This window comes from Niallia sp. Marseille-Q9988 (assembly GCF_976954375.1).
Genome location: NZ_CDRJSZ010000007.1, coordinates 60,619 through 86,800, shown reverse-complemented (window position 1 = coordinate 86,800; position 26,182 = coordinate 60,619). Strand labels below are relative to the sequence as shown.

The 26,182-nt window shown below is 35.3% G+C and carries 26 protein-coding genes; 1 reads left to right on the top strand and 25 read right to left on the bottom strand.

Translation table 11 applies throughout. The features are described from left to right. Positions 1-13 precede the first annotated feature (13 nt). The 12 genes from ACWNMZ_RS14010 to ACWNMZ_RS13955 form a co-directional block, all read right to left on the bottom strand. Positions 14-487, bottom strand: coding sequence for a cell wall elongation regulator TseB-like domain-containing protein (locus tag ACWNMZ_RS14010; RefSeq protein ID WP_031538123.1), 474 nt, complete (start codon positions 485-487; stop codon positions 14-16). Between the two features lie 198 nt (positions 488-685). Beyond that, positions 686-3,469 (bottom strand): ATP-dependent DNA helicase DinG, encoded by a 2,784-nt coding sequence (gene dinG / locus ACWNMZ_RS14005; protein WP_031538124.1) that lies wholly within the window; start codon positions 3,467-3,469, stop codon positions 686-688. Positions 3,470-3,614: 145 nt separating this feature from the next. Beyond that, on the bottom strand, positions 3,615-3,998 hold the full coding sequence (gene panD, locus ACWNMZ_RS14000; protein ID WP_031538125.1) for an aspartate 1-decarboxylase: 384 nt from the start codon (positions 3,996-3,998) through the stop codon (positions 3,615-3,617). 145 nt (positions 3,999-4,143) lie between these two features. Continuing rightward, complete coding sequence (gene panC / locus ACWNMZ_RS13995) at positions 4,144-4,989, bottom strand: pantoate--beta-alanine ligase (protein ID WP_031538126.1); 846 nt, start codon at positions 4,987-4,989, stop codon at positions 4,144-4,146. Next, a complete protein-coding gene (gene panB / locus ACWNMZ_RS13990) occupies positions 4,986-5,825 on the bottom strand; it encodes a 3-methyl-2-oxobutanoate hydroxymethyltransferase (protein WP_031538127.1) in 840 nt (279 codons plus the stop codon). Before panB ends, panC begins: the two co-directional genes overlap by 4 nt. A 234-nt stretch (positions 5,826-6,059) precedes the next feature. Further along, entirely contained in the window at positions 6,060-7,043 is a 984-nt protein-coding gene (locus ACWNMZ_RS13985) for a biotin--[acetyl-CoA-carboxylase] ligase (protein ID WP_251627989.1), read from the bottom strand. Beyond that, the gene (locus ACWNMZ_RS13980; protein WP_449598663.1) at positions 7,016-8,239 is read right to left on the bottom strand and encodes a CCA tRNA nucleotidyltransferase; all 1,224 of its coding nucleotides are present in this window, start codon (positions 8,237-8,239) and stop codon (positions 7,016-7,018) included. The genes ACWNMZ_RS13985 and ACWNMZ_RS13980 overlap by 28 nt, the downstream gene beginning before the upstream one ends. After that, positions 8,223-9,377: an N-acetyl-alpha-D-glucosaminyl L-malate synthase BshA gene (gene bshA, locus ACWNMZ_RS13975; protein WP_031538132.1), complete on the bottom strand. Its 1,155-nt coding sequence runs from the start codon at positions 9,375-9,377 to the stop codon at positions 8,223-8,225. Before bshA ends, ACWNMZ_RS13980 begins: the two co-directional genes overlap by 17 nt. Beyond that, positions 9,374-10,117 carry a bacillithiol biosynthesis deacetylase BshB1 gene (bshB1, locus tag ACWNMZ_RS13970; protein WP_048717807.1) on the bottom strand — a complete coding sequence of 248 codons (744 nt, stop codon included), beginning with the start codon at positions 10,115-10,117 and terminating at the stop codon, positions 9,374-9,376. The genes bshA and bshB1 overlap by 4 nt, the downstream gene beginning before the upstream one ends. Continuing rightward, the gene (mgsA, locus tag ACWNMZ_RS13965; protein ID WP_035416535.1) at positions 10,074-10,508 is read right to left on the bottom strand and encodes a methylglyoxal synthase; all 435 of its coding nucleotides are present in this window, start codon (positions 10,506-10,508) and stop codon (positions 10,074-10,076) included. The genes bshB1 and mgsA overlap by 44 nt, the downstream gene beginning before the upstream one ends. 13 nt (positions 10,509-10,521) lie before the next feature. Further along, the gene (gene dapB / locus ACWNMZ_RS13960) at positions 10,522-11,322 is read right to left on the bottom strand and encodes a 4-hydroxy-tetrahydrodipicolinate reductase (RefSeq protein ID WP_031538320.1); all 801 of its coding nucleotides are present in this window, start codon (positions 11,320-11,322) and stop codon (positions 10,522-10,524) included. Between the two features lie 31 nt (positions 11,323-11,353). Then, positions 11,354-11,683, bottom strand: coding sequence for a nucleotide pyrophosphohydrolase (locus tag ACWNMZ_RS13955; protein WP_031538319.1), 330 nt, complete (start codon positions 11,681-11,683; stop codon positions 11,354-11,356). Positions 11,684-11,925: 242 nt separating this feature from the next. Between ACWNMZ_RS13955 and ACWNMZ_RS13950 the strand changes: the two genes are divergently transcribed. Beyond that, positions 11,926-12,804 carry a YitT family protein gene (locus ACWNMZ_RS13950; protein WP_031538318.1) on the top strand — a complete coding sequence of 293 codons (879 nt, stop codon included), beginning with the start codon at positions 11,926-11,928 and terminating at the stop codon, positions 12,802-12,804. A 109-nt stretch (positions 12,805-12,913) separates the two neighbouring features. Here ACWNMZ_RS13950 and ACWNMZ_RS13945 read toward each other — a convergent pair whose 3' ends face one another. The 13 genes from ACWNMZ_RS13945 to aroC all read right to left on the bottom strand — a co-directional run bounded on the left by ACWNMZ_RS13945 (position 12,914) and on the right by aroC (position 26,037). Beyond that, positions 12,914-14,140: an MFS transporter gene (locus ACWNMZ_RS13945; RefSeq protein ID WP_031538317.1), complete on the bottom strand. Its 1,227-nt coding sequence runs from the start codon at positions 14,138-14,140 to the stop codon at positions 12,914-12,916. Between the two features lie 301 nt (positions 14,141-14,441). Next, positions 14,442-15,116 carry a zinc metallopeptidase gene (locus ACWNMZ_RS13940; RefSeq protein ID WP_031538316.1) on the bottom strand — a complete coding sequence of 225 codons (675 nt, stop codon included), beginning with the start codon at positions 15,114-15,116 and terminating at the stop codon, positions 14,442-14,444. A 60-nt stretch (positions 15,117-15,176) separates the two neighbouring features. Then, positions 15,177-15,989 (bottom strand): sporulation protein YpjB, encoded by an 813-nt coding sequence (gene ypjB / locus ACWNMZ_RS13935; RefSeq protein ID WP_031538315.1) that lies wholly within the window; start codon positions 15,987-15,989, stop codon positions 15,177-15,179. A 70-nt stretch (positions 15,990-16,059) separates the two neighbouring features. Further along, positions 16,060-16,653: a DUF1405 domain-containing protein gene (locus ACWNMZ_RS13930; RefSeq protein ID WP_035416534.1), complete on the bottom strand. Its 594-nt coding sequence runs from the start codon at positions 16,651-16,653 to the stop codon at positions 16,060-16,062. A 133-nt stretch (positions 16,654-16,786) separates the two neighbouring features. Then, entirely contained in the window at positions 16,787-17,332 is a 546-nt protein-coding gene (locus tag ACWNMZ_RS13925; protein ID WP_031538313.1) for a ReoY family proteolytic degradation factor, read from the bottom strand. 198 nt (positions 17,333-17,530) lie between these two features. Next, complete coding sequence (locus ACWNMZ_RS13920) at positions 17,531-18,793, bottom strand: tetratricopeptide repeat protein (RefSeq protein WP_031538312.1); 1,263 nt, start codon at positions 18,791-18,793, stop codon at positions 17,531-17,533. Between the two features lie 24 nt (positions 18,794-18,817). Then, complete coding sequence (locus ACWNMZ_RS13915; protein WP_251627993.1) at positions 18,818-19,717, bottom strand: hypothetical protein; 900 nt, start codon at positions 19,715-19,717, stop codon at positions 18,818-18,820. Between the two features lie 137 nt (positions 19,718-19,854). Next, the gene (aroA, locus tag ACWNMZ_RS13910) at positions 19,855-21,144 is read right to left on the bottom strand and encodes a 3-phosphoshikimate 1-carboxyvinyltransferase (RefSeq protein ID WP_441993819.1); all 1,290 of its coding nucleotides are present in this window, start codon (positions 21,142-21,144) and stop codon (positions 19,855-19,857) included. A 16-nt stretch (positions 21,145-21,160) separates the two neighbouring features. Beyond that, the gene (locus ACWNMZ_RS13905; RefSeq protein ID WP_251628029.1) at positions 21,161-22,264 is read right to left on the bottom strand and encodes a prephenate dehydrogenase; all 1,104 of its coding nucleotides are present in this window, start codon (positions 22,262-22,264) and stop codon (positions 21,161-21,163) included. 26 nt (positions 22,265-22,290) lie between these two features. Continuing rightward, the gene (gene hisC / locus ACWNMZ_RS13900; protein ID WP_251627997.1) at positions 22,291-23,394 is read right to left on the bottom strand and encodes a histidinol-phosphate transaminase; all 1,104 of its coding nucleotides are present in this window, start codon (positions 23,392-23,394) and stop codon (positions 22,291-22,293) included. 22 nt (positions 23,395-23,416) lie between these two features. Continuing rightward, on the bottom strand, positions 23,417-23,782 hold the full coding sequence (aroH, locus tag ACWNMZ_RS13895) for a chorismate mutase (protein ID WP_251627999.1): 366 nt from the start codon (positions 23,780-23,782) through the stop codon (positions 23,417-23,419). Then, positions 23,783-24,865 carry a 3-dehydroquinate synthase gene (aroB, locus tag ACWNMZ_RS13890; RefSeq protein ID WP_251628001.1) on the bottom strand — a complete coding sequence of 361 codons (1,083 nt, stop codon included), beginning with the start codon at positions 24,863-24,865 and terminating at the stop codon, positions 23,783-23,785. Beyond that, positions 24,865-26,037 carry a chorismate synthase gene (gene aroC, locus ACWNMZ_RS13885; protein WP_251628003.1) on the bottom strand — a complete coding sequence of 391 codons (1,173 nt, stop codon included), beginning with the start codon at positions 26,035-26,037 and terminating at the stop codon, positions 24,865-24,867. Before aroC ends, aroB begins: the two co-directional genes overlap by 1 nt. Between the last annotated feature and the right edge of the window lie 145 nt (positions 26,038-26,182).

The following is a 26,182-nucleotide window of genomic DNA, read 5'->3' as shown; positions in this document are numbered from 1 at the left end:
CCACTCCTATCAGTTAATAATTTTCAATTGTTAAAAGGATTTCTCCTGTCTCAAAATCTAACCAATGGTAGTTTATTGAGTCCGTATCTGTATGAGAATAAATCTCCCAAACAGGCAGTCCATCATACATCCCTAAGCGGACTGCATTTATTTTTTCTGGTGATTGCTCCGATAATAATATATTAAGTGCTTCTTGTTTGGTTAGCCCATCTTTTTTCAGCTTTTGAGTAACTTGATGGCTTTGTTCATTTATCCAAACAATCATTTCTTCCTTATCATCGTTCTTTCCTTCTAGAATATAATAGGCTTCCTTCCCATTATATAATTGAAAGCTATCAATCTCCTTCATATCTGATTCCTTTTTAGCAATCGTTTCAGCTATTTCTCTTGCGGTTTTTATAGGCTTCATTGCTTGTACATATGTATGAATACTTACACCTATTCCAATAAGAAAAACAACAATAACAATCCATATCCATTTTCTCATCTTATTACATCACTTCTTTAAACCAGTATTTTGTACATAGGTTATTATAACAGTATTTATAAATAGAAAGAAATTATTTTCTATAAATTCGTTGTTATTTGTCGAGCAACTAATTGATTATGTATACTACTTAAACACTTTATACAGGCATTCAAGAAGCAGTACTTTCTCAAACGCCTATATTCACCTTATAAAAATTTACTTTAGCCAGCTTTTGATGAATTTTACCATTTCCTGACTATTTTGTTGCTTAATTGGCACAGTAGGTATAGACTTCAGAAATGTCTCCCCATAAGTAGTTGTAACAATACGGCGATCAAAAACAATAATAAATCCTTTATCCTCTTCCGTGCGAATTAATCTACCAAATCCTTGTTTAAATCGCAAAACAGCTTCTGGAAGGCTATTTTCTATAAAAGGATTGCCTCCCTTATTCTTAATCAACTCATTTTTCGCTTCCGTTAAAGGGTCTTCAGGTGAAGAAAACGGTAATCGCACAATGATTAAACAAGTTAAATCCTCGCCAGGAATATCAATTCCTTCCCAAAAACTATTCGTACCTAATAATATTGCTTTATCATAACGCTGAAAATTACGCGTTAATCTCATTCTACTTCCATTTGTAATCCCTTGTGCCAAGATTGCGTATTCTTCTAAACAACCACTTTCTTTCATATAATCATATGTTTTTTTTAACATGTCATTTGCTGTAAAAAGAATCAGCATTCGACCTTTTGTAGCCTGTGCGATATGGATTATTTGCTCTCCGATTGTAGTAACATAATCATTTAATGATACGGAATTAACTTCTGGTACATCTGTTGGGATAAGTAATTGCACCTGTTTCTCATAATCAAATGGTGAATTAATTTGAACTTCCAGTTGGCTATTTCCTAATCCTAACCCTTTAGCATAGTATTCAAATGAATTATTTACGGTAATTGTTGCTGAAGTAAATACAACACTTTTTTTCTTATTAAAAAAGTTGTTCTGTAAAGTTTCAGCGACAGAAGTAGGTTGTGTATATATTACTGCATTGTTCGGATAATTTTTCGCATCTGTTTCCAACCATGCGATATTGTCCCCTACTCGCAAAAACATCTCCCGCAAATGATTAATATATATATACCAATCATTTAAAATCGACTCAATTCTTTCCACTATTAGCATTTGAGAAGCGCTAAACTTTCTTCCTTGTTCCTTTAATCGCTGTATTTTTTGTACTAATACTTCTCTTCCATCCTTCCAAAGAAAAATAATTCGTTCTGCAACGCTTTTGACAGCATTCCAATCTCCCATGCCACTATTAGTCTTTAATCGATAGCTTCCCCTTCCATCTCTTCTTGGTTGATTCGTTTTTTTCGCATAGCGAAGTACAGCCCGAAAAAGTTCATCTAATTCATCATGTAATCCAAGGATAAATTGATTAAACTCCCATTTCTGATGGATATTCGATTCCCCTAACAAGTTTTCTAAATGAAACATAAGTTGCTTTTGATCTGTGGTCCCAATAGCATTAATACTTAAACGCACAGCAATGTAGGAAAAACGAAATCCAAAATGCTTTGTCGTCGTTTTTTCAAAATGATGTCCTTCATCCACAATGACATACTCATAGGAAGGGAGGAGGCGTTGACCTGCTGTAAGATCTTTTAAAAGCAAAGCATGATTCGTTATAATCATATTTGCTTTTTGTGCAGCATTTCGAGTTCTTCTATAAAAATCCTTAGATGCCCATTCCTTTGAAATAGGCAGCGAAAAATTTCCGTCATTTTTTATTTTTTCCCAGTAATTGCTTCCGCCACTTGTTAAATTCAACTCATCTTTATCTCCTGTTTCTGTCTCTGTTAACCAAATTAATATTTGCATTTTTGTAAGAATAATATCATAATTATCTTCTTGCTCTTTTAAAGAAACTTCAAATTTATCTAAACTGATATAATGATTTCTACCTTTTAATAGTGTATAAGTTATAGGAAATGGAAGGATACTTTTAAGCAAGGGCAAATCTTTATGAAAAAGTTGTTCTTGTAGTTGGGTTGTAAAAGTACTGACAATTACTTGCTGTTTATTTGCGATTGAGAAATATGCAGCAGGCACTAAGTAACCAAGAGACTTTCCAACACCAGTACCAGCCTCAATAAGACCATGTCGATTGTCTGATAATGCCTGATGAACAACCTTCATCATTTCTAATTGTCCATCTCTTCTTTGATAAAAAGGAAAAGTATCCCTCATTCTTTGCTCCATTTTTTCCATATCAAAAGAAACAGAGCAATCCTTTCTTTGATCTACTATCAGATTACTAGGCAGTCTTTTAATGGTTAATCCTCGATATATCTCCCAATCATCCCGTATATATTCTATTTTTGATTGTTTTTCTTGAATAAGAGCTTGTAAATAAATATCTAAATCGCTTTTGAGCGAGGAACTTAAGAATTCTAATTGCTTTGTCGTTACTTGAGGCAGTACGTTCAGCTTCTCCAACAATAATAGCAATAGCTCTGCTGTAACATAAGCATCACTATCAGCCTGATGTGGTCTACTATGGACTATCCCTTCTTGTGCAGCAAGATCAGTTAATTTATAGCTATCTGCTGTTGGGTATAAAATTCTTGCTAATTCTACTGTATCAAGAATTGGTCCATAAAACTGCTTAAAGCCAGCCTGTTCTAGCTCTTCATTTAAAAAGGATAAATCAAATAATACATTATGGGCTACAAAATAAGCTTCCTCTAATAAAGAAACAATTTTTTCTGCAACTTCGTCAAAAATTGGTGCTGTTTCCACCATTTCATCGGTGATTCCAGTTAATTCTTCTATAAATGGCGAAATTGGTTGAAGAGGATTAAGTAAAGAAGAATATTCCTCCACTATTTTCCCGTTTTCAATAACAACTGCCGCAAATTGTATAATTCGATCCCCTTTTCTAGGAGAATTACCGTTTGTCTCCAAATCAACTACTACAAATTTGTTACTCATTACGTCCACCTCAAACTTTCAGTCATTCAAACGGTATCATAAAAATGGAAAAAGGGAAAGATGTTAGTTTTATTCTTTAAATTTTTATAAATTATAAAACCCCTACTCAAAGTGAATAGGGGTAATTTATATCAGCATTAGTAATTTACATAACTGTTTTCACTGGTTCTTGATGCAGAATGTTTATTATGCGATTATGTTCATCCATAATTGCTACTTTCGGTTGATGACTGTGTAGCTCTTCATTTGAAATATAACAATATGAAATAATGATGACAATATCCCCTACTTGTACAAGTCTTGCTGCTGCACCATTTAAGCAAATAGTGCCAGTACCTCTCTCCCCTGGGATTATATAAGTTTCCAATCTTGCACCATTATTATTATTAACAATTTGAACTTTTTCATTCGCTACCATCCCGACAGCATCTAATATATCTTCATCTATTGTAATACTACCTACATAATTTAGGTTCGCTTCCGTTACTGTTGCTCGATGGATTTTTCCGTTCATCATTACTCGAAACATTGGGTTAACCCTCCATAATATAAAGTGAAACTTTGTACCTCTATTTGGTTTCTTTCCTTCGCCACTGATGGTTAATGGAGCCATTCGGGCCTAACTTCCTCGAACTCTCCAAAAAGCCAGAGGGAGATACTTATGCGTCTTAACCTTATATTTTAAAGATAATATTATCAATTAATCTAGCCTTACTAAATTGAACGGCAATCGCAATAATAATCTCTCCCGTTAACTGCTTTACATTCTCCAATTGGGGATAGGATAGAATTTCAAAATAGTCCACTTTTCCACTAGATTCCCTTTCAATCAACTCAACTACATGCTTCTTCAATATTTCTAAATTGTCTGTCCCCTTTATTAATTCAGCTCTAGCAAAACTTAGCGATTTATAAAGAATACCTGCTTCTTGTCTTTCTGTTGGAGTAAGGCGAATATTTCTAGAACTCTTAGCTAAACCATCTTCTTCCCTTACTGTGTTAAGTGCAACTAGATTAATAGGGAAATGAAAGTTTTCAATTAATCCATCCACTATTGCAACTTGCTGAGCATCTTTCTTTCCAAAATAAACATTAGTTGGCTGTACTAAATGAAACAGCTTCGTTAGAACGGTTGCAACCCCATCAAAATGCCCAGGTCTTGAACGTCCACACAAACAATTTGTACGTCGCTCTACTTTTACGATTACAGACATTGGTTCAGGATACATTTCTTCTTCAGAAGGATGGAATAAATAATCAACCCCCTCTTCGATTGCGACCTGTTTATCATGCTCAAAGTCTCTTGGATAAGATTCCAAATCTTCATTAGGTCCAAATTGGAGGGGGTTAACAAATACACTCATTATAACTACATCATTCTGCTCTCTTGCTTTTTTTAGCAAAGCTCGATGCCCTTCATGAAGATAGCCCATCGTTGGAACAAACCCAATTGATACTTGGTCTTTTTTTAACTGTGTTGATATCTCCTGCAATTGATGTGGATTACTTAGGATGTTCATTGGCTTTTTCCTCCATATAAGCTTTTTACTTCTTCTGCTTTCATCTGAAAACTATGCTTCATTTCAGGAAATGCTCCAATTCTTACTTCAGATATATATTGATCCAACGCTAGTGAAATTGGATCATTTACGTTTGTATATTGTTTTACAAATTTCGCCACTCGATCAACACCATATGTTATGAGATCATGATATACAAGGACTTGGCCATCTGTGTCACTTCCTGCACCAATTCCAATTGTTGGTATGTCCAGTTGATCACTTACTTCTTTCGCAACTTGCATTGGAACACACTCTAGCACTATCGCAAAAGCTCCTGCAGCTTGGCATTTCAGTGCATTTTGAATAAGAAGTTTAGCCTCTTCAGAGCTTTTCCCTTGTACTTTATAACCACCTAAAACACCAACAGACTGTGGCGTTAAGCCTAAATGAGCCATAACTGGGATACCAGCATTTGTTAAACTATTTATTTGATCGATGACATCATCAGCACCCTCTAATTTCACTGCATTTGCTCCAGTTTCTTGAATTAAGCGAGTAGCGTTGATTAATGTTTCACGGTTTGATATATGATAACTCATAAATGGCATATCAATGACAATAAATGTATCTTTAGCCCCTCGTTTTACTGCTTTCCCATGATGTATCATGTCTTCCATTGTAACTGGCACTGTTGAGTCATATCCAAGAACGACCATTCCTAAAGAATCCCCTACCAATATTAAATCGGTTCCTGCTTGTTCTACTAATTTAGCAGAAGGATAATCATATGCCGTAATCATTGTAATCTTTTGGGCATTTTGTTTCATTTTAAAAAAATCTGTTGTAGTTTTCACTCATTTTCCTCCTTTAATAGGAAGAGGGAATGGCTTAATACGAAAAAAACCTTCTACAAAGAATAGAAGGATTGTCTTTATGTTTCGATTTTTCATCCCTCTGTCCTTGTCCAAATATGGATCTAGGCAGATATAATTATGGTTGTTGCACATTAAAAACAATGGTGCAGTTCATTAAGATACTGCCCGACAAATGAATTATAACAAACCAGCTAAGGGATGACTATGGGCAATTTACGTTTCCATTAAAATATCCGCTGAATAAATGGAATGTACTTCTCCTTGATCATCTTCAAGCAGTAACACCCCATCGTCTGTAATTCCTTTAGCCAGTCCAAAGATACTTCCATTTAACGTATTTGCTCTAACCTTTTGCCCTAAACTAATGGAATAGCTTTCCCATAATAGTTTTATTGGATAAAAGCCTTTTTCTAAGTAAAGAAGATATAGTTTTTCTATTTGCTTCATAATGCCTTGGATAATGATTGCTCGATCCCAACTTGTCTTTGTTTCAAGATAGATAGAAGTGGCACTGGACTGCAGCTCTTCTTCAAAATCTTCAAGCTGCTGATTTACATTTATACCGATTCCAATGATTAACGAATGCACCCTGTCACTATCAGCCTGCATTTCTGTTAGAATTCCTGTCAATTTTTTACCATTCACTAATAAATCATTTGGCCATTTGATATCAGCTTGTACTCCAGTAACATCCTGTATTCCCTGAACAACCGCTACTGCAATAAGCAATGTCAATTGCGGTGTTTTCATAATCGGAATAGCCGGCTTTAAAATAAGACTCATCCATATTCCTTTATATTTAGGAGATTGCCATTTTCTTTCTAATCTGCCCCTGCCGCCAATCTGCTCTTCTGCTACAACTAAAGTGCCTTCTACAGCCCCTTCCAAGGCAAGCTTTTGGGCAATATTCTGGGTAGAATCCACCGTTTCTTCAAAATGAATATTCCTGCCAATATAGGAGGTATTTAAACCAAACAAAATATTATCAGGAACGATTTTCTCTGGTGAGCTAATGATTCGATAACCCTTTTTTCGGACTGCTTCAAGGATAAAGCCGTCTTGTCTTAGTGCTTCGATGTGCTTCCAAATTGCTGTACGGGAACATCCTAAAAGCTCTGCAAGCGATTCACCAGATAAATACTGATTCGGGTTATTAGTAAAAGCCTCAATTAGTCCTTTTCTGATATCTGATGACATTCTCTTAGCCACTCCTTTATTACTTTCTTATCATTTTTAATTTTCCGTTCCACTACTTTTGTTTCAACAAGGGAAAGCATCTCTTTTATCCATGGTCCTGCTTGTTTTTTCGTCCATAATAAAAGGTCATTTCCGCTAATAGCCAGCTCTTCCTTTTTTTTGATTGGCAGCTTTCTATATTGTTCTTCTAATAGAGAGATATTTGGATTAATTTCTTGATTTTTTAGAAGCTGATATATTTTCTCCGTACTAACTGCGATAGATATTGTAGCAAAATAAAGCGAATGATTAGTCCAGGTGACCATTTTCTCTCTTTCTAAAAACCAATAGATTATTTTTTGGATATGCCGTATTTGTTTAACTGGTAGCTTCCAAGCACGCAAAAATGATTCTATTTGCTGTTTTTCTTTTATTTCAATGGATAATAATAATAATAAAACAGCCCATTTTTCAAGTAAATCAAGCTGAGACAGAGAGATATTCACAAACTTAGTGAGCCCTTCTTTACTAGATGCAAGCATCGGCAAAAATGTATACATCTTTGTTTCAAGCAATATAGCTAGAGCATCAGAACACCATTTCCCCTGTAAAAGCTTTTCAAATTCAGTAGTAATTCTCTCCACTGCTATCTTAGAAAGAAGATGCTTATTTTTGATAATGCCTATTAACGTCTCCTCCTCCAACTGAAAGCCTAAGGTACTAACGAATCGAATCCCTCGCATGATTCTTAATGCATCTTCCTGAAACCGCTCATTCGCATTACCAACTGTTTTAATTTCCTTCTGTCTTAAAGCTTCCTGGCTATTAAAAAAATCAATAATACGTCCTTCTTTATTCATCGCTATCGCATTTATCGTAAAATCCCGACGTTTTAAATCTTCTTTTAATTCGCGAACAAACAACACCTTTTCTGGTCTTCGATAATCAACATAAGTAGATTCGGTTCGAAAGGTCGTTATTTCGTATGTATGATTTTTCCATACTACCATTACTGTTCCGTGTGCAATTCCAACATCGATAGTATGGGAAAATATCGTTTTAATTTCATCAGGTGTTGCGGAGGTAGCAATATCTATATCATTAATTTGTTTGTTTAATAGATAATCTCTAACTGCTCCCCCAACAAAATAAGCTTCGAAGCCTGCACTCTCAATTCTCTCCATTATGGGAATAGCGTCATTAAAAGGCTTGATCATTCGTTCCACCAGTTTCTAGAATTGATTTATAAATCTCCACATATTGGTCAACAATAATATCTGCACGGAAATAATCTCTTACTCTTGAAAGAGAATTTTTAGAGAATCTAGCATGTTTTTTACTATCTGATAAAAGATTTACCGAATGCTTAGCAATATCCTCTACATCACCTAGTTCACAAATAAAACCAGTCTCATTTGGAACGATTACTTCTGGAATGCCGCCGACATTCGTTCCTATAACCGGCACTCCACATGCCATCGCCTCTAATGCTACTAAGCCAAAGCTTTCTTTTTCAGAAAGAAGTAGCATTAAGTCACTTAGCGAATACAGCTCCTCTAGATTTTCTTGTTTTCCAAGGAACAAAACTTTCTCTCTTAATTGCAGTTCATCCACCAGTTTTGTTACTTTAGACATTTCAGGACCATCTCCAACAAGCAGTAGTCTTGATGGAATTTGATCTGAAATTCGTTTAAATGCTTTGACGACATCCGTTACTCTTTTAACTCCTCTAAAATTAGATACATGTATGATGACTTTTTCATTCATTGAAATAGCCAATTCTTTTTTCAAATGACTAGCATCTACCTTACGATACACTCTTTCATCAATAAAATTATAAACAGGGACAATTTCTTTATTTGGTTCAATTACTTCATGCGTTTGGGCAATTAAAGAATTCGAAACAGCTGTTACAAGGTCTGATTTTTCAATCCCGAACCGAATGCCTGTTGCTAGTGAAGGATCATACCCTAATACGGTGATATCTGTACCGTGTAGAGTTGTCACTATCTTTACATCTCTATTGCTCATTTGTTTTGCTAATATGGCACAAACAGCGTGAGGAATTGCATAGTGTACATGAAGCAAATCTAATTCTTCTCGATTAATAACTTCTGCCATTTTACTACTCAGTGCTAAATCATATGGTGGATATTGAAAAACAGCATATTGATTTACTTCTACTTGATGATAGTAAATGTTTGGATACATTTTATTTAACCGAAATGGTATGCTCGAGGAGATAAAGTGTATTTCATGTCCTCTCTCCGCCAGCATTTTCCCTAATTCTGTTGCAATAACACCTGAACCACCAACAGTTGGATAGCAGGTAATGCCAATTTTTAATTTTTTCATATGTCTCCACCTAATAAATCTTGATTTAATAATATTGGCTTTGATTTAATAAAGCCTTCCGCATAGGTTACGCCGACTTCTTTTCCAAAAAGTTTTTCTCTTGCCTCGATGGTGTCAATATAGCCATTTGTTAACGGAGTGTCTACACTGTCTTTCCCTTTAACAAATTGGCTTTGATAACAATTTAAACTTGCTTCTTTATGTTTCATAAACTCACTTGTATCAATCACAAAATCTGGTTTATGAAAACCATTTATCATATAATAGTATACATTTTGAACTTTATGTGGATCTGTGTTATTAGCGTGATAATTACGAATGCCTGCTGAAAAAACCGCTTCTTTCACGATTTTTGTACAGTTCCCATGATCCGGATGCCGGTCTTCCCAATAAGGGGAGAAAACTAGCTTAGGTTTGTAGGAGCGAATTACCTCTACTACCTTTTGAATGGCTTTCTCCTCCACATATAAACCTCTATCAGGAAAATCTAAGGTTATTCTATCGAAAAGCCCCAACACTTTTCCAGCTTCCTTTGCTTCTTGTTTACGTCTTTCAACCGTTCCATTTGAAGAAAGGTCGCTTTCTGTCAAATCACAAATGACTATTTTTTTCCCTGATGCTGCATATTTAGCGATTGTTGCACCCATGCCGATTTCCACATCATCTGCATGTGCACCAAAAGCAAGTATATCTATATTAGTTATCTTCGAGTTTTTTTGCCACTGGTTCTGTCTTTCCATGAACTATTTTTCTCCAATCTATATCGCCTTGCTCGAGTCCTCTAATTAATACTTCTCCGGTTCCCATATTTGTTGCAAGAGGGACAGAATAAACATCACATAAGCGGATTAATGCTGTTACATCTGGTTCATGTGGCTGTGCTGTTAATGGATCTCGGAAGAAAAACACCATGTCCATATCATTATTAGCAATGTATGAACCTATTTCTTGATCTCCTCCGAGCGGTCCTGAATGAAAACGATGTACTTCTAATCCGGTTGCTTCCTGAATTCTTGCACCTGTTGTTCCTGTTGCATATAAAGCATGCTTTTCAAATATCTTTTTATAGGCAACAACAAAAGCTACCATATCATTTTTCTTTTTATCATGAGCAATTAATGCAATGTTCATCCTTATTCCACTCCTATTCCATAATATTTTCTAAGCCATAGATCAGTACATTAATTTTTAATACCTCTTCTACTGCAAATTTAACGCCTGACATAAATGATGTACGATTATAGGAATCATGTCTAATTGTTAAGGATTCTCCTTCTGCTCCGAACATTACTTGTTGATGAGCAATTAAACCTGGTAACCTAGTAGAATGGATGCGCATACCATCAAAGTCAGCTCCTCTAGCTCCTTGTATTGTTTCCTTCTCATCTGGATGTCCCTGTTTTTTACTTTCTCGTACTTCAGCAATAAGTTCTGCTGTTTTCACTGCGGTACCTGATGGTGCATCTAGCTTTTGATCATGATGCATTTCCATAATCTCTACATCTGCAAAGTATCGTGCTGCCATTTTAGAAAATTTCATCATTAAAACAGCACCTAAAGCGAAGTTTGGAGCAATAATACAGCCGCGGTTCATTTCTTCACATAATCCTTCTAACTCTTCCAAGTTTTCCTTTGTAAAACCGGTTGTTCCAACTACTGGTCTAACGCCATAGCTTAGAGCTGTTTTCGCATGATGCATACCAAATTCAGGTGTAGTCAAATCAATGAGTACATCTGGCTTTTCTGTTTGTAAACAAGCTTCAATATCCGTATAAATTGGGACATCATAGGAAGAAAAGCCTTCAATCTCTTTTAAGCTTTTCCCTTCATGTTTATGATCTAAAACAGCAACAAGCTCAAATTGCTCTGTTCTTCCTGTTAAATACACAGCTTCTTTTCCCATTCTACCTCTTGGGCCAGCTATTACGATTTTTACTTTATTCAATGTATAATCTCCTTACTTTTATGTATTTTCTTTAGTCTTTTCTTGTCCATCTGTCTTTATCTCGTGTATTAAATTTATGCATGACACGATCATGCGCTTCCTCCAAATCAATATTTAGAGAATTCGCTAGACAGGTTAATACAAATAGCATATCACCAATCTCGTCGGTAATTTCCTTTTCCGTCTCTGACTCTTTTTTGGGCTTCTCTCCATAGTAGTGATTTACTTCTCTTGCTAATTCTCCTAGCTCCTCGGTAAGACGAGCAAGCATTGCTAACGGACTAAAGTAGCCCTCTTTAAATTGACCAATGTATTCATCAACTTCTCTTTGTATATCTTTTACTGTTTTTTCTCGATTCAATATAGACACCTCTTACGTCAATAAGTAATCTTATCCAATTCCATGTTAGCTAATCTGCTCCATTTTTACAAACATTTTTAACGAAGATATGCTTAGATTTAACAAGTATTAAACTTTTACTCGTTTTCTGTTTGTTATTCTTTCTTGAATTTTTTCTCCTCCATTGCCCATCTGAATGTGATTCGATATAATGGATACGCTAATAGCAATGTAATTGTACATAGAGAAAGTAGGCTGAGTTGATGTTTAAAGGTATCAAAATTAAAAATGTCTTATTTATTCTATTAGGATCTGCCATTTTTTCCTTTGGAATTGTTCATTTTAATATGCAAAATAATTTGGCTGAAGGTGGTTTTACCGGTATTACCCTTCTATTATATGCATTATGGAATTGGGATCCTTCCATAACAAATCTACTGCTTAATATCCCCTTATTTCTGATTGGATGGAAGCTATTAGGGAAGAATGTATTCATTTATACTATCATCGGAACGGTAGCGGTATCGATTTTCCTTTGGTTTTTCCAGCTTCCAAGGATTCAATTAGAAATTCCTCTAACAGAGGATCTAACTTTGGCTGCATTATTTGCTGGTACATTTATCGGTGTAGGCTTAGGAATCATCTTCCGTTATGGTGGGACTACAGGTGGCGTAGATATTATTGCTAGATTAGGCTTTAAATATTATGGATGGAGTATGGGAAAGACCATGTTCGTTTTTGACTTTTGTGTCATTACCCTGTCCCTTTTGACCTACTTATCCTATAGGGAAGCAATGTATACATTAGTTGCCGTTTTTGTTGGGACCAGAGTTATTGACTTTCTTCAAGAAGGGGCATATGCCGCAAGGGGAGCAATGATTATTTCTGACTCAAATACTGAGATTGCCAATAAAATAATGCTTGAAATGGATCGTGGTGTCACGGTATTAAAAGGTCATGGTTCTTTCACAAAACAAGATCGAGAAGTACTATATTGTGTTGTAGCGAAAACAGAAATTGTTCGCTTAAAAAGTATCATCACAAGCATTGATCCACATGCTTTTGTATCCGTAAGTGTCGTGCATGATGTAATGGGAGAAGGCTTTACTTTGGATGAGTATAAACAACCACTCGAAAAATAACCAAAAAAAAATGTATTCTTTTCGCATTTCTTTTTTCAAAGGTAAATGCAAAAAGGAATACATTTTTTTATAAATTTCATACATACCTCCATTTAACGAAAAAGGTTGCTTATTTTAAAGCAGAATGAATTTCCGTAACACGTTTATCACTCGGCAATAAATAAGTTAATATTCCTAGCAGCGGCAGCAAACTACAGATAATCATAATGGCTTGTAAACTAAACGTATCTCCTATCACTCCGAAAATCACTCCACCTAGAGCCCCCATTCCAAATGCTAAACCTACAATTAACCCTGATACTAGGCCAATCATGCCGGGAAGCAGCTCTTGTGCATAAACAACAGTCACACTAAAGCTAGACTGTAATATAAATCCGATAATAAACAATAAAGGTCCAATCAGCCAAAAAGGCATATGTGGCAAAAGCAGTGCAAATGGAGCAGAACCAACTAATGAAAATAGAAGAATGGTTCTTTTACCAAAACGATCTGCTAGCGGTCCACCTAAAAAAGTTCCAATTACACCAGCAAGTAAAAATATAAAAACAAAAATTTGCGCATTTTCAATACTTAGTCCAAACTTTTCGATTAAATAAAAATGGAGAAAATTACTGATTCCAGCTCCATACCACGACCGAGCAAATACAAGAAAAATTAGTAAGCATATAGCAACAATAATTTCTTTATTTACAATAAATTCGCGTTTGGCCTGCTGTTTTTTTTGTGGGTTTCTACTATATAATTCTTTTTTATACCAATTTGACACTTGGAATAACACGATCATGCCTAAAGTTGCTAAAAGTGTAAACCAAATAGTCCCGAATTGGCCTGTACGAACAAAGATAACAGCTGTAAATACTGGTGCTAAAGACTGACCAGCATTTCCACCTACTTGATAAATGGATTGTGCAAGGCCTCTTTTGGGACCAGCCGCCATATAGGAAACTCGTGAACCTTCTGGATGAAAAATGGCGGAACCAAACCCGATAAATAATACCGATAATAAGACAAGATAAAAATTAGGAGCAAGGGAAAGCCCGAGCATCCCGATTAAGCTTGAAAACATCGCAATTGGCAATAGATATGGTGCAGGCTTTTTATCTGCAAGCACGCCAAATACTGGCTGCAAAATGGATGAAGTGATATTCAATGTAAAGGCAATCCAGCCAATTTGCGTATAATTTAACGCCATTGATTGTTGGATAACCGGAAATAAAGCAGGCACAACAGATTGCATACAATCATTTAAAAAATGCCCTAAACTTATCGCAAATAAAATCCGATAAACCGTCAACTCTTGTTGCTTTTTCCCTTGTACGTATTCAGCAGTTTGCAAATAAACCCTTCTTTCTTTAATTATTCGTTAATTCCCATTTATCCCCTTTCTCTCTCATGGGGAATATGAAGATAAAAGGGAGATCAACTGTCCGTATAGGTCCGAATGGTTTTATTAACCATCCATTTGGATAAAAGAATCCCTCCAAATGAAAGGAGGTATCACTTTAAATAAATCGCATTGTTTATTATACACCTTCGTTTGTTTCGATTCTATAATTTTTCGAAAAATCAAAATTCAAATTAATCAAATAAAAAAACGATGTAAAAAGATACTTCCTTTTCACATCGTTCTATTAATTTTATTCGTCTCTTGACATACCTGTATAGATTAAAACTAAACGAATCAATTCGAGCACCGCTACTGCTGCTGCAGCCACATAAGTAAGTGCTGCTGCATCTAATACTTTCTTCGTTTCTCTCTCTTCTTCGTTTCGAATGATCCCTAATGAAACTACCTGATCCATTGCACGGTTAGATGCATTAAATTCTACTGGAAGTGTCACAAATTGGAACAATACACCGGCAGCCATTAAAATAATTCCTAACAATAACATTCCTTCAATTCTTGCAAAAATACCAATCATGATAAATATCCAAGATGCATTACTTCCAAAACTCGCAACTGGTACTAAAGCGGAACGAAAACGTAAGAATGAGTATTCTTGCTGATCTTGGATTGCATGACCGACTTCATGTGCGGCAATAGCAGCTGCAGCTACTGAGTGCCCGTGATAGTTATCAGTGGACAATCGCACAACTTTGGAGCGAGGATCATAATGATCTGACAAAACACCTCTTGTTTCTTCAACAGATACATCATATAACCCATTAGAATCCAATATTCTTCTTGCTACCTCTCTACCGGACATTTGTGAGGAAGAAGCTACTTTTGAATATTTTTTATATGCGCTTTTCACCTTCATTTGTGCCCAAATAGGTATGAGAATAATTAGTATAAAATATACAAAAAACATGTTTTTCCCCCTATTTCATCATGTAGTATATTTTTATTGTAAGCAAGAAAAACTTCAAAGTCAAATTTTATCTCTCTTTTGTTTTGCTTGTCTTTTTTCTGCTTTATCTCCAAGATATTTTCGCCATCCTACATATGATAAAGTAAGAATAATGATACTTCCTGTAGAAATAATCACCCACCATAATGAAGGATCCGCCTCATCTTCATACAGCTGATTAAAAACATCCTGTAGCTCCGCTTCTAATTGACCAACTTCTTCTTGGGTCCCTTTTTGATTAAATACTTGTAAACGGTAGGTATTTAGAAACTCGACAAGAGAATTCAGTTCTTGAAATTGAGTGGTTGAAACATCTAGCTTAAGACTAGGATTAATAATTTGATAGAGCGATAAGAACGCATCTAATCTCTCATTAAATCTCTCTTTATCTTCAGAAATGATTGCATCTTTCATATCTCGATATGTTGTCATAACAGGATCTTCCATTTGTGTCCATAAGGGCTGCTCACCTGATGAAACAGCATCTACCGCCAATCGAAATTTCGTTACAGTATTAATCCGTTGATCACTATCTATCGATGGATTGGTTATAGCTTCTATCGCTTCATCATGCGCTCCAGTTAATATTCGCTGTTCATCGAGTGTAAATAGACTGCCATTTACCGTTACCGTACTAAATTGATTCGAAAAATAATCAAGAATTTTTTTAGCATCCTCATATCGTTCTGATCGTACAAGCTGTAATACTTCATCTGAAAGTGTATCTAGTTCATCTAATTCTTTAGCAGGCGTTTTTTGGTCTGCATATACAGAAAAAGAGATAGGCAAAAGTAAAATCAATATCATCAACAACATAACCAATTTAGCCTTCATTCTTGTCCCTCCTCTATCTACTATTAAAAATGTATGATGAGTTGGACAAGGTTAGACTAAAAAAATAATTCTATTGAATTTTCCATTGTAATTGCTGCCTTTTTTTATATGCATATACACCTATTAATAGACTTAGAATACTAAGCCAAAAAGTAAAGTAGCCGATATTTGCCATATATTGATCCAAGACACTATATTTAGGCATCATCTTAAACACATAGTCAATAACATCATTATGTAAAGTCCAAATTGCTACAAGTAGAATATGGATCCATTTAAAACGATAAAAAGGAATATATAACAATCCTTGAATTGCCATTGCCCCATGTGAAAAAATGAGCATCCATGAGTCTATCCCAATTGCTCCTGTTTCAACATAGACAAGAATGTTCATTACTACTGCCCATATTCCGTATTTAAATAAAGTTATTAAAGCTAGTGCTTCTATAAGCGGCCAATTCTTTTTCCATAAGAAAGCTATTAATACAAACACAAAAAAGAGACTTGCTGTCGGACTATCAGGTACGAAGAGCAGAAATTTTGTCGGTGTCTCTGCTAATTGAAACCTGTACCAATAATAGCCATAAGCCGTTCCTACTATGTTAATAATGAGTAACAGCCCTAAAAATGAACGATTGCTTAGTATCATATAAATACTTCTCACACATTTTCCCCTTTTCCATAACTGATCCTCCTATTTTATCACAGTTTAGAGGGCATAGGAAAATCTCAAGAAATTAGAACTTTAGTAAAAAAACAAATCCCGTAAAGTTCGCTTTACGGGAAGACAAGTAACCTTATTTATTTTGAAAGAATTTTAATTGATTCGTTAAGGTATTAAACATATCTTTATCTCCAGTATCTAATGCTTCATCGATTAATTGGAGAAGTTTTTCTTTTTGAAATTTTTCTATGCTACTTACCAAAAATTGTTCAGCAATCATTTTATCTTTTTCGGTTATTTGTAGCTTTTTCGGCATAAATGGATTTTCTACTAGTACAGCTGCGTATTGATGAACTTGATTTGATGCGTAAAAATTCAGCTGAATGTAAATATCTTCATCTCTATTTAGGCGAATATCATGAAAAGACTTTTCTGCATCTGTAGTCATTACATTTTCTTTATAAAACCTAAAAGGTACTTCATCTACACAATGCGTGGACATAATCAGCCCTCTTGGACATTTTTCTGCATTTTCAACAAAATGGACTTTTTCCATCAATTGATCATGACTCATTAAATAATTTAAAATCCAAACACATTCCCGTCTCTTCAATTGATAATGATTTAAAAACCAACGAATGAAGTCTTTTTTTTCATTGACAGATACAGGGGTTTTCATTTGTAATTCCCTCCTCTGCTTGCAACAAATTTTATTATCCAACCTGCTTTACCTGCATCGCTCCTAAGGAAATGACAACTAGAGTGGACCAACAAGCTTTTTGTTTGCCCTTTTCCCATAAATTTAATTTCGCTAAAAGAAAATCCTTTACGAAAGTCACCATGTGAAAAATACTTTTACCCTTTTTCAATTACTTAATTATTCGTTTTCTGTGAGGCGTTGCAAGATTTCAATATACTCTTCATTACTTGGGTCTGTTTGTAATAGCATATTAAAAATTTCGGCAGCATCCCTTCTTTTTCCTTCTTCTAAAAGAAAATATCCATAATCATATAGAAAATCTGGAAGTTCTTTAAAGAAAGTATATGCTAATTGATATTTGTTTAATGCCTCTGAATATTTTTCTATGCCATGAAATGCTTTGGCTGCATCCCAATGCAATTGCGGCTCTTCCATTTCTTGTTTATCCATCAGCTCAATTAACTCGATGACATCCTCAAATCGATCTTGAGTTAAGAATAATTTATTTAATAAAAGCACTGCATCTATAAACTCAGGATCTATTGCAAGTGCTTCTCTAAAATGTTCCTCGGCTTTTTGTTCATCACCACGTTTTAAAGCTAATTTGCCACCATATAAATATAAATCTTTATTAAACTCATCTTGCTTTATTCCTTCTAAAACTGTTTTGTATGCATCGTCAAGCATTTCTTCATGCTCATATGCTCTGGCCAAATACAAATAGAGGGAATGGTAGGATGAATCCAAAGCTTTTACCTCTTCAAAACGATTTATCGCAACCGTATATAGGCTCGCCTGCGAGGCAGTCAAAGCAAGATTAAATAACGTATTTATCTCTATTTTTTCTTCGAGTGCTTTTTCATAATAGCCAATTGCATCCTCAAAGGCTCCCCCCGCACTTAAGTTATCCGCAATCCTTCCGTTGATATTAACTCCAGCAATATTTTCCTGCATTGGTAATACCTTTTGATAGGATTTTATCGCATCAGCAATTTTTCCTTGTTCCGAATATAATTCACCTAAGGCAAAGTCAATAATCACTTCATCTGGTAGGATTTTTTTTGCTTCCTTTAATTTCTGTTCACTAACCTCATACAACCCATCCATTTGATATAAGTCTGCAAGCAATAGTAAAGCTTGAGGAAAAGAGGGATCCTTCGGGTTAATTTTCTCTAAATAAGAAATCGCTATTTCCTCATTTCCCAATTCCATTTCCACTTCTGCAACTAGAACAAGTAATTCTCCTTCATCCGGATACCCTTCTAGTAGTACTAAAAATAGATTTTTGGCTTCTTCCAAAAAACCTAGCTGAAATAGTTCTTCGCCTAGCACAAATCTTTCTTCATTATTGCCCATTTTTAAAACATCTTGATAATATTTTAACGCTTTCTCTTGTTGTCCATCTTCTAATAAAGATATAATTTCATTAACTCTTTCCATATGATAATCCTCTCTAATCTCCTTCTATATTGTTAGGAAGGAAGGTACTTTTACTTCAAGTAATTCACCATAGCCTGGACGATAATACACCTTTGCCCCTGCTCGAATACATTTTCCTTTGTGTATAGTCATTTGTATTCTATCATAATGATAAAGAAACAAATCGTTTTCTTCAATATTTATGATTGATTCATCGTAAGCAACTAAATTATACGTTACTTCGCCACCTTGGTACACATTTCCTTTAAATGGATAAATCCCTATTTTGGCTAAATCAGAATAGTCGACTGGCATTCCTTCTTTTATTTCATGAGGAATAGATGGTATTTTAACATCTCTCATTAAACTTGACCATATATTTTGTGCCATTTTCTTTTCTTGTTCATCTTTTGCTAAAAATATCGGTACGAGTGGTGCATTATATGGAAATAAAGCCTCTTTTATCCATCCCCATGGAATTTGATATAAGGCTTTAATATCTTCAATCTCAATAAATAAAACTGGTACTTTTTCTCTTTTACACATTCGTACAAAACTAGGCGATAATAATGATAAAGGAATCTTTACGGCTGCAACATAATCTATTGCACAATTTAGTAATTGACTGTTTATTTTTTTTAATTGCAAAGCCAATTCTCTTTCTCTCTTTACTTCTATATAAAAGAGAAAGGTTGTACATCCCTTTTTGATCAAGTTCTCTTCTATATACTTTTTTTGTTGTGTACTAGAGTTCATTTGCTTCACTTGGTTATCAAGCATAACTGTAGTGGGTGTCATTATATATGGAGAGCCATCCATTCGCATATATTGATAAGAGTGGAATTTATCTTTAAGTAATTCAATTCGATTATCCTCAATTAGGATAGATGTCTTCTTCAATCTTTGCCTTTTTAATAAATGTATATTTTCGATGATATATCGCATCCTAAATCACCACCTATTCTTTTAAGACAGGCTATGATTAAACAATAGCAAATATTCCATTAATCCACATTTTTAATGGTTTTCTGTTCCAAAAAAAATTCGTCGACAAACGTAGTATGTTCATCGACGACCAATTATTAGTTAGACAATATATGAAGATGTTCGAAGAAAGCTGGATACGACACCGCAATAGCATTCACGTTTTCGAGAATCATTTCTCCTTCACAAATCTGTGAAGCAACTGCAAGCATCATTCCGATGCGATGATCTCCATGAGAATTTACTTTTGCTCCAGTCAGCTTCGTCCCACCTGTGATAATCATTCCATCATCAGTTGCTTGAATATCCGCACCTAATTTCTTTAGCTCCATTACTACAGTATCAATTCTATTAGTTTCCTTAACCTTCAATTCATGGGCATCTTTTATAACCGTAACTCCCTCTGCCTGTGTTGCTAACAATGCAATGATTGGGATTTCATCAATTAATTTCGGGATAATCTCCCCTTCGATAACTGTTCCCTTAAGCTTACTTGACATCACATTTATTGTTCCAGTCGGTTCAAAAGCATCAGCAGCATCTATTTGAATATCGATGCTTGCTCCCATGCTTTGCAAAACGTCTATTATTCCTGTTCTTGTAGGATTAAGTCCCACATTTTTTAAAGTAATGCTACTGTTAGAGACAATACAACCAGCTACAAGGAAAAATGCCGCAGATGATATATCTCCTGGAACATGAATTTCTGTACCAAGAAGTTTCTGGCCACCTTCTACTTGAATTTCATTTTCGTGTCTACTAATTTTCCCGCCAAATCGTTGAATCATTCTCTCGGTGTGATCCCTAGTAGGTACTGGCTCAATCACCGTTGTGATTCCATCTGCATTAAGGCCGGCAAATAATATTGCAGATTTTACTTGTGCACTTGCTACAGGCAATCGATAGGTAATACTTTGTAGATTTCCACCACGTACGGATAAAGGAGTATACTTTCCTTCTTCTCTGCCGTCAATTTTCGCACCCATTTCCCTTAAAGGAGTAACCACTCTTGTCATTGGTCGTTTGCCTATTGAAGAATCGCCAATTAACGTACTGTGAAAATGTAATCCTGCTAATATTCCCGTTAATAAGCGAATCGTTGTACCCGAATTCCCAACATCCAAAATATCTTTTGGTTCTTGTAATTCACTCATTCCTTTTCCATAGATAACGACCTTTTGGGTATCTTGTTCTATTAATACCCCTAATTTTCGAAAACAAGAGATTGTACTTAAACAATCCTCTCCTAATAGAAAATTTGTTACTGTTGTCATTCCATTTGCAATGGATCCAAACATGATCGAACGATGAGAAATCGATTTATCACCCGGAACTTCAATTTCACCTTTTAACCCATTCCTATTACTTCTTAATGTTAATAACTCCAATACATTCACCTTCGTTCTATCCAATCGTAGTATCATAATTAGAATAAGAAGCGATGCATTTCTGTGCTCTTATTCTATCTGCCTCTGTTTGAAAGCTGATTGCTAGTATTCCAAAAATCTCTTCCCGCGTTTCCATTATTCGAATATTTGTTATACTTATATTTTCTTTTGCTAAATAGCCAGTAATTTCGGAAATTACCCCTGGATAGTCAGGCACATCCACAAATAAATCATAAAAAGCTGGTATGGCACCTTTTTGGTCTTGAGGCAAACCGTCCCTTACTTTTTTTGCTCGTGAAAAATAGTCATATAACTCATCTGCTCGTTCATGTTTAATCAGTGAAAGCACTTTATCCATTTCTTGTTTCCAGTCATTCATTAACTGAATTAATACGTTTTTATTATGTATTAAGATGTCCCGCCACATGGAAGGACTGCTTGATGCAATCCTAGTAATATCTCGGAATCCACCTGCTGCTAACCTTGTAACAAGCTCATGTCTTTCACTAATGTGATCTGCCTGGTGCACTAACGATGCTGCAACTATATGTGGCATATGGCTAATGGCACCTGCCAATAAATCATGCTCCTCTGGAGAAATAATTAGAAACTTTGCATTTGTTCCTTGGAGCCATTTAAGTAACTCTTGAACCACTTGTTCCTTAATACTTTCGTGAGGAGTTAGTAAATAAAAGGCATTTTCAAATAGAATAACTTTGGAAGCAGAGACACCACTTTTATGGGATCCAGCCATCGGATGGCCCCCAATAAAAGTAATACCTTTGTCCAATAACACTTGCGATTTATTTGTAACAACAGATTTTGTGCTTCCGACATCTGTAATTAGTACATGTTGTTTTAACGCTAATGTCGAAAGCAAATCGATGATTTTTTCTGTTTCTTTTACAGGTGTTGAAATAATAATGAGATCAGCAGTTTGTGCTCCTGCCTCAATCGTTGATGCTATTTCATCAATAACCCCTAGCATTTTGGCTAATTTTAAATTATCTCGGGAAATATCATATCCAAAAATAGTACTTTCTGGATGTTCTTTTTTTATACATAAAGCCAACGATCCACCTATAAGTCCTAAACCTATTATGAAGACGCGACCATTCATCCTATCACCGCCTTCTTTTCCCATCATTATTTCGCGACTTTCTGTTCAGCAAGAAACTCCGTCATGACTTGAATCAATCCTTCGTTCTCTTCTTTCGAACCAATTGTTATACGAACTGAGGTAGGGAAATTCAAAGGAACACCCGAACGAACTATATATCCTTTACTCATTAAATATTGGAACACTTCATTTCCATCGATTTTAAAATCAACTAAGAGAAAATTCGTTTGGGATGGAAAGTATGTTAAATTATTTTCTTCACAAAAACGGTATAATTGCTCTAATCCTTCTCTGTTTTTCCGTCTACAAGTTTCTACAAACTCCTGATCCTTTAATGCTTCTTCAGTCGCAATTTGCCCTAATGTATTAACGTTAAAAGGTTCTCTAATTGGATCTAAAGTGTTTAATAGAGTGGCATTTGCTACTCCATATCCAACACGGAAGCTTGCAAGACCATATATTTTTGAAAATGTTCGTAGCACAATAAGATTGCTGAATTTTCTTGTCAGTGAAATAGAATCATAATAATCATCCGCAACTACATATTCGAAATACGCTTCATCTAATACCACTAAGACATCTTCTGGTACCTTTTCTAAGAAAGAAACTAATTCATTTTCTGGAATATATGTACCAGTTGGATTATTAGGACTACATAACCACACTACACTAGTATTTTCATCTATTTCAGCAAGCATCGCAGGTAAATCATGCTCTGCTTTTTCTGTTAGGGGCACTTCTCTAACCTCTGCACCATCCACAATTGCATTATGCTTATATTGACCAAATGTATGACTAGCCATTACAGTATTTAATCCCGGTCTAAGTAGAGCTCTTGAAATCATTAATATAATTTCATCCGATCCATTACCAAGCACTAACTCTTCTGGTGTTACTTTTAGAAAATCAGCAAGCGCATAGCGTAAGTTTGTAGCATATCCATCTGGATATAAAGCATACGAGCCATCTACTTTTTTCAATGCCTCTAAAACTTTCGGAGAGCTTCCAAAAGGGTTTTCGTTGGAGGCAAGTTTTACAATTCGGTCTAAATTAAATTGTTTTTTTACTTCTTCAATCGTTCTACCTGGTTGATAAGCTTTTAAATTTAAAAGCTGCTCTTTCCACTTCATTTTCTTTCACCCCAAAAGTTATTTATTGTTTTGTTAAATCTGGTCTTAATTGAATTGCCTTTTCTAAATAAATATGTTGAATCTCATCCTGATAAAGTTCTGTATTCCAATGCATCATAATACGAATACACTTCTCTAATGAATTGGGAACTGCTATTTCCTTCATACACATTACCGGAACAAATATCCAATCTTCTTGCATACGAATCACTTTTGCAGGAAAAGCTGCATTAATGTCATCCGTTACTGATAAAAATACAGAGGCAACATCGCTCGCTTTAATTTGATTGGAGTTTATCATTTCTTTAAAAAGGCTTTCTGTAGCTGATAATATCTCTGCCTCTACATTATTTTCAACCGTAATAGCTCCCCTAACTCCTCTAATCATCTACTTCCCACCTTTAAATATAGCTAATTCTTCTCTAATTTCCGCTTCACCTATTTCTACTAAAACAGGTTTACCTAATTCTTTTAGTAAGACAAAACGGATTGTTCCATTAATCGATTTCTTATCTTGCTTCATTCGATTAATTAAATTGTTTATTTCTAAATTCACTGGAATATCACAGGTATAACCAAGTAATTGGAGCCACTTTATGTATTCCTCCATTGAAAAGGCTATATCATATTTCTTCTTGCTTAACCTTAATGCAAAAATCATTCCGATTACGACAGCTTCCCCATGCGTAAATTTACCATAGCCCATCTCCGCTTCAATTGCATGCCCAAGCGTATGACCAAAATTCAAAAAAGCTCGTATATTTGATTCTCTTTCATCTTTCTCTACAATAGATCGTTTAACTAGAATTCCCTTTTCTAGTATTTCAGACCAATAAGCTATGTCTACTTTTGATAAGTTATTTATATTAGTAGTCAAATCTTGATAAAACTGTGAATCACTTATTAATGCATGCTTGATCACTTCACCAAACCCTGAACGCAGCTCCTGAATTGGCAGAGTAGACAAAAAGGTTGTATCATAAAAAACCGCTTCTGGCTGATTAAAAACACCAATCATATTTTTTCCAAGAGGATGATTTATCGCAACTTTTCCACCAACTGCACTATCATGAGCTAAAACAGTTGTAGGTATTTGAATAAAGGGAATACCTCTCATGAAGGATGCAGCTACATAGCCAGCTAAATCCCCAACTGCTCCACCACCTAATGCCAAAACTAGTGATTTTCTATCTAAATGTTGTTCTAGCATATAGGTAAGGCAAGCATAAAAAACATCGAATGATTTTGCCTTTTCCCCTGCAGGTACTGTATATGTTATAACAGGGAGAGAGGAAAGTTCTTTTTCTACTGTTGCTAAATGTAGCTTCTTTACGGATTCATCAGTAATAATCAATATTTTCGTTACGTCTTCAAATTTACTTTGAATAAACGAATGTAGTTGTTTAATGACATGTTCCCCAATCCACATATCATATTGTTTCGACGAAGTTTGAATTGAAACAGTGGGCATTAGAATTCCCTCGCATGTTTGTTATGCTCTCTAATATTAGCAACAAGTCCTTCGAAACGATCAGAATAAAATTGATCAACGATAGCTGAAGCAAGCTCCCATGCAATAACATGCTCTGCAACAACTGAAGCTGCTGGCACTGCACAACTATCACTCCGTTCAATACTTGCTGTAAACTCTTCTTTCGTATCAATATCAACACTCTTTAATGGTTTATAAAGTGTCGGAATCGGCTTCATAACCCCTCTAACAACAATTGGCATGCCATTTGTCATTCCACCTTCTAAACCACCTAAACGATTCGTTCTTCTAGAATATCCTGTTTCTTTATCCCAGATAATCTCATCATGGACTTCACTTCCTGGCTTTCTCGCCGCTTCAAAACCAATACCAATCTCGACACCCTTAAATGCATTAATACTCATTATGGCACTAGCAAGCTTCGCATCTAACTTTCTATCGTAATGAACATAGCTGCCGACGCCAATTGGCATACCTTCCACAACTACTTCTACTACGCCTCCAATAGAATCACCACTTGCTTTCGCATCATCAATCGCCTTCATCATTTCAGCGCCTGCTTGTTCATCTAAACAACGGACAGGGGAATTCTCTGTTATTTCCCTAAGCTTCTCGATTGATGCATAATTCGTAACATTGGATTTCACTCCGCCTATTTCCACAACATGGGAAGCAATTTTAATCCCCAATAAAGAGAGCAGCTTTTTCGCAACTGCACCAGCTGCCACCCGAACGGTCGTTTCACGTGCGGACGAACGCTCTAATACGTTTCTCATATCTCGATGACCATATTTAATAGCACCGTTTAAATCAGCATGGCCTGGTCTTGGACGGCTAATTTTCCGCTTAATTTCATTTGCTTCTGCTTCATCGATTGGCTGTTGACCCATAATTTTAGTCCAATGTTTCCAATCATTATTTTCTACAATTAAAGAAACAGGTGAACCTAACGTATAACCATGTCTAATTCCACCACCGATTTCCACGGTATCTGTTTCTATTTGCATTCTTCTTCCTCGACCATGGCCTTTTTGTCTTCTAGCTAATTCTTCATTTATATCTTCCGCTAATAAAGGCATTCCAGCAGGAAGACCCTCTATAATAGTAATTAGTTTGGGACCATGCGATTCCCCAGATGTTAAGTATCTCATATATAAATCCTTTCTCCCTTCAACGCTTTAAAGTAATTATGTTTCAATATAACATACCTATCCAGTTATGAATAGAGAAAAACCTAAAAATCTTTGCAAAATCATCTAAATCTCTTGTAAATTCAAAGGATGACCATACAGTAAT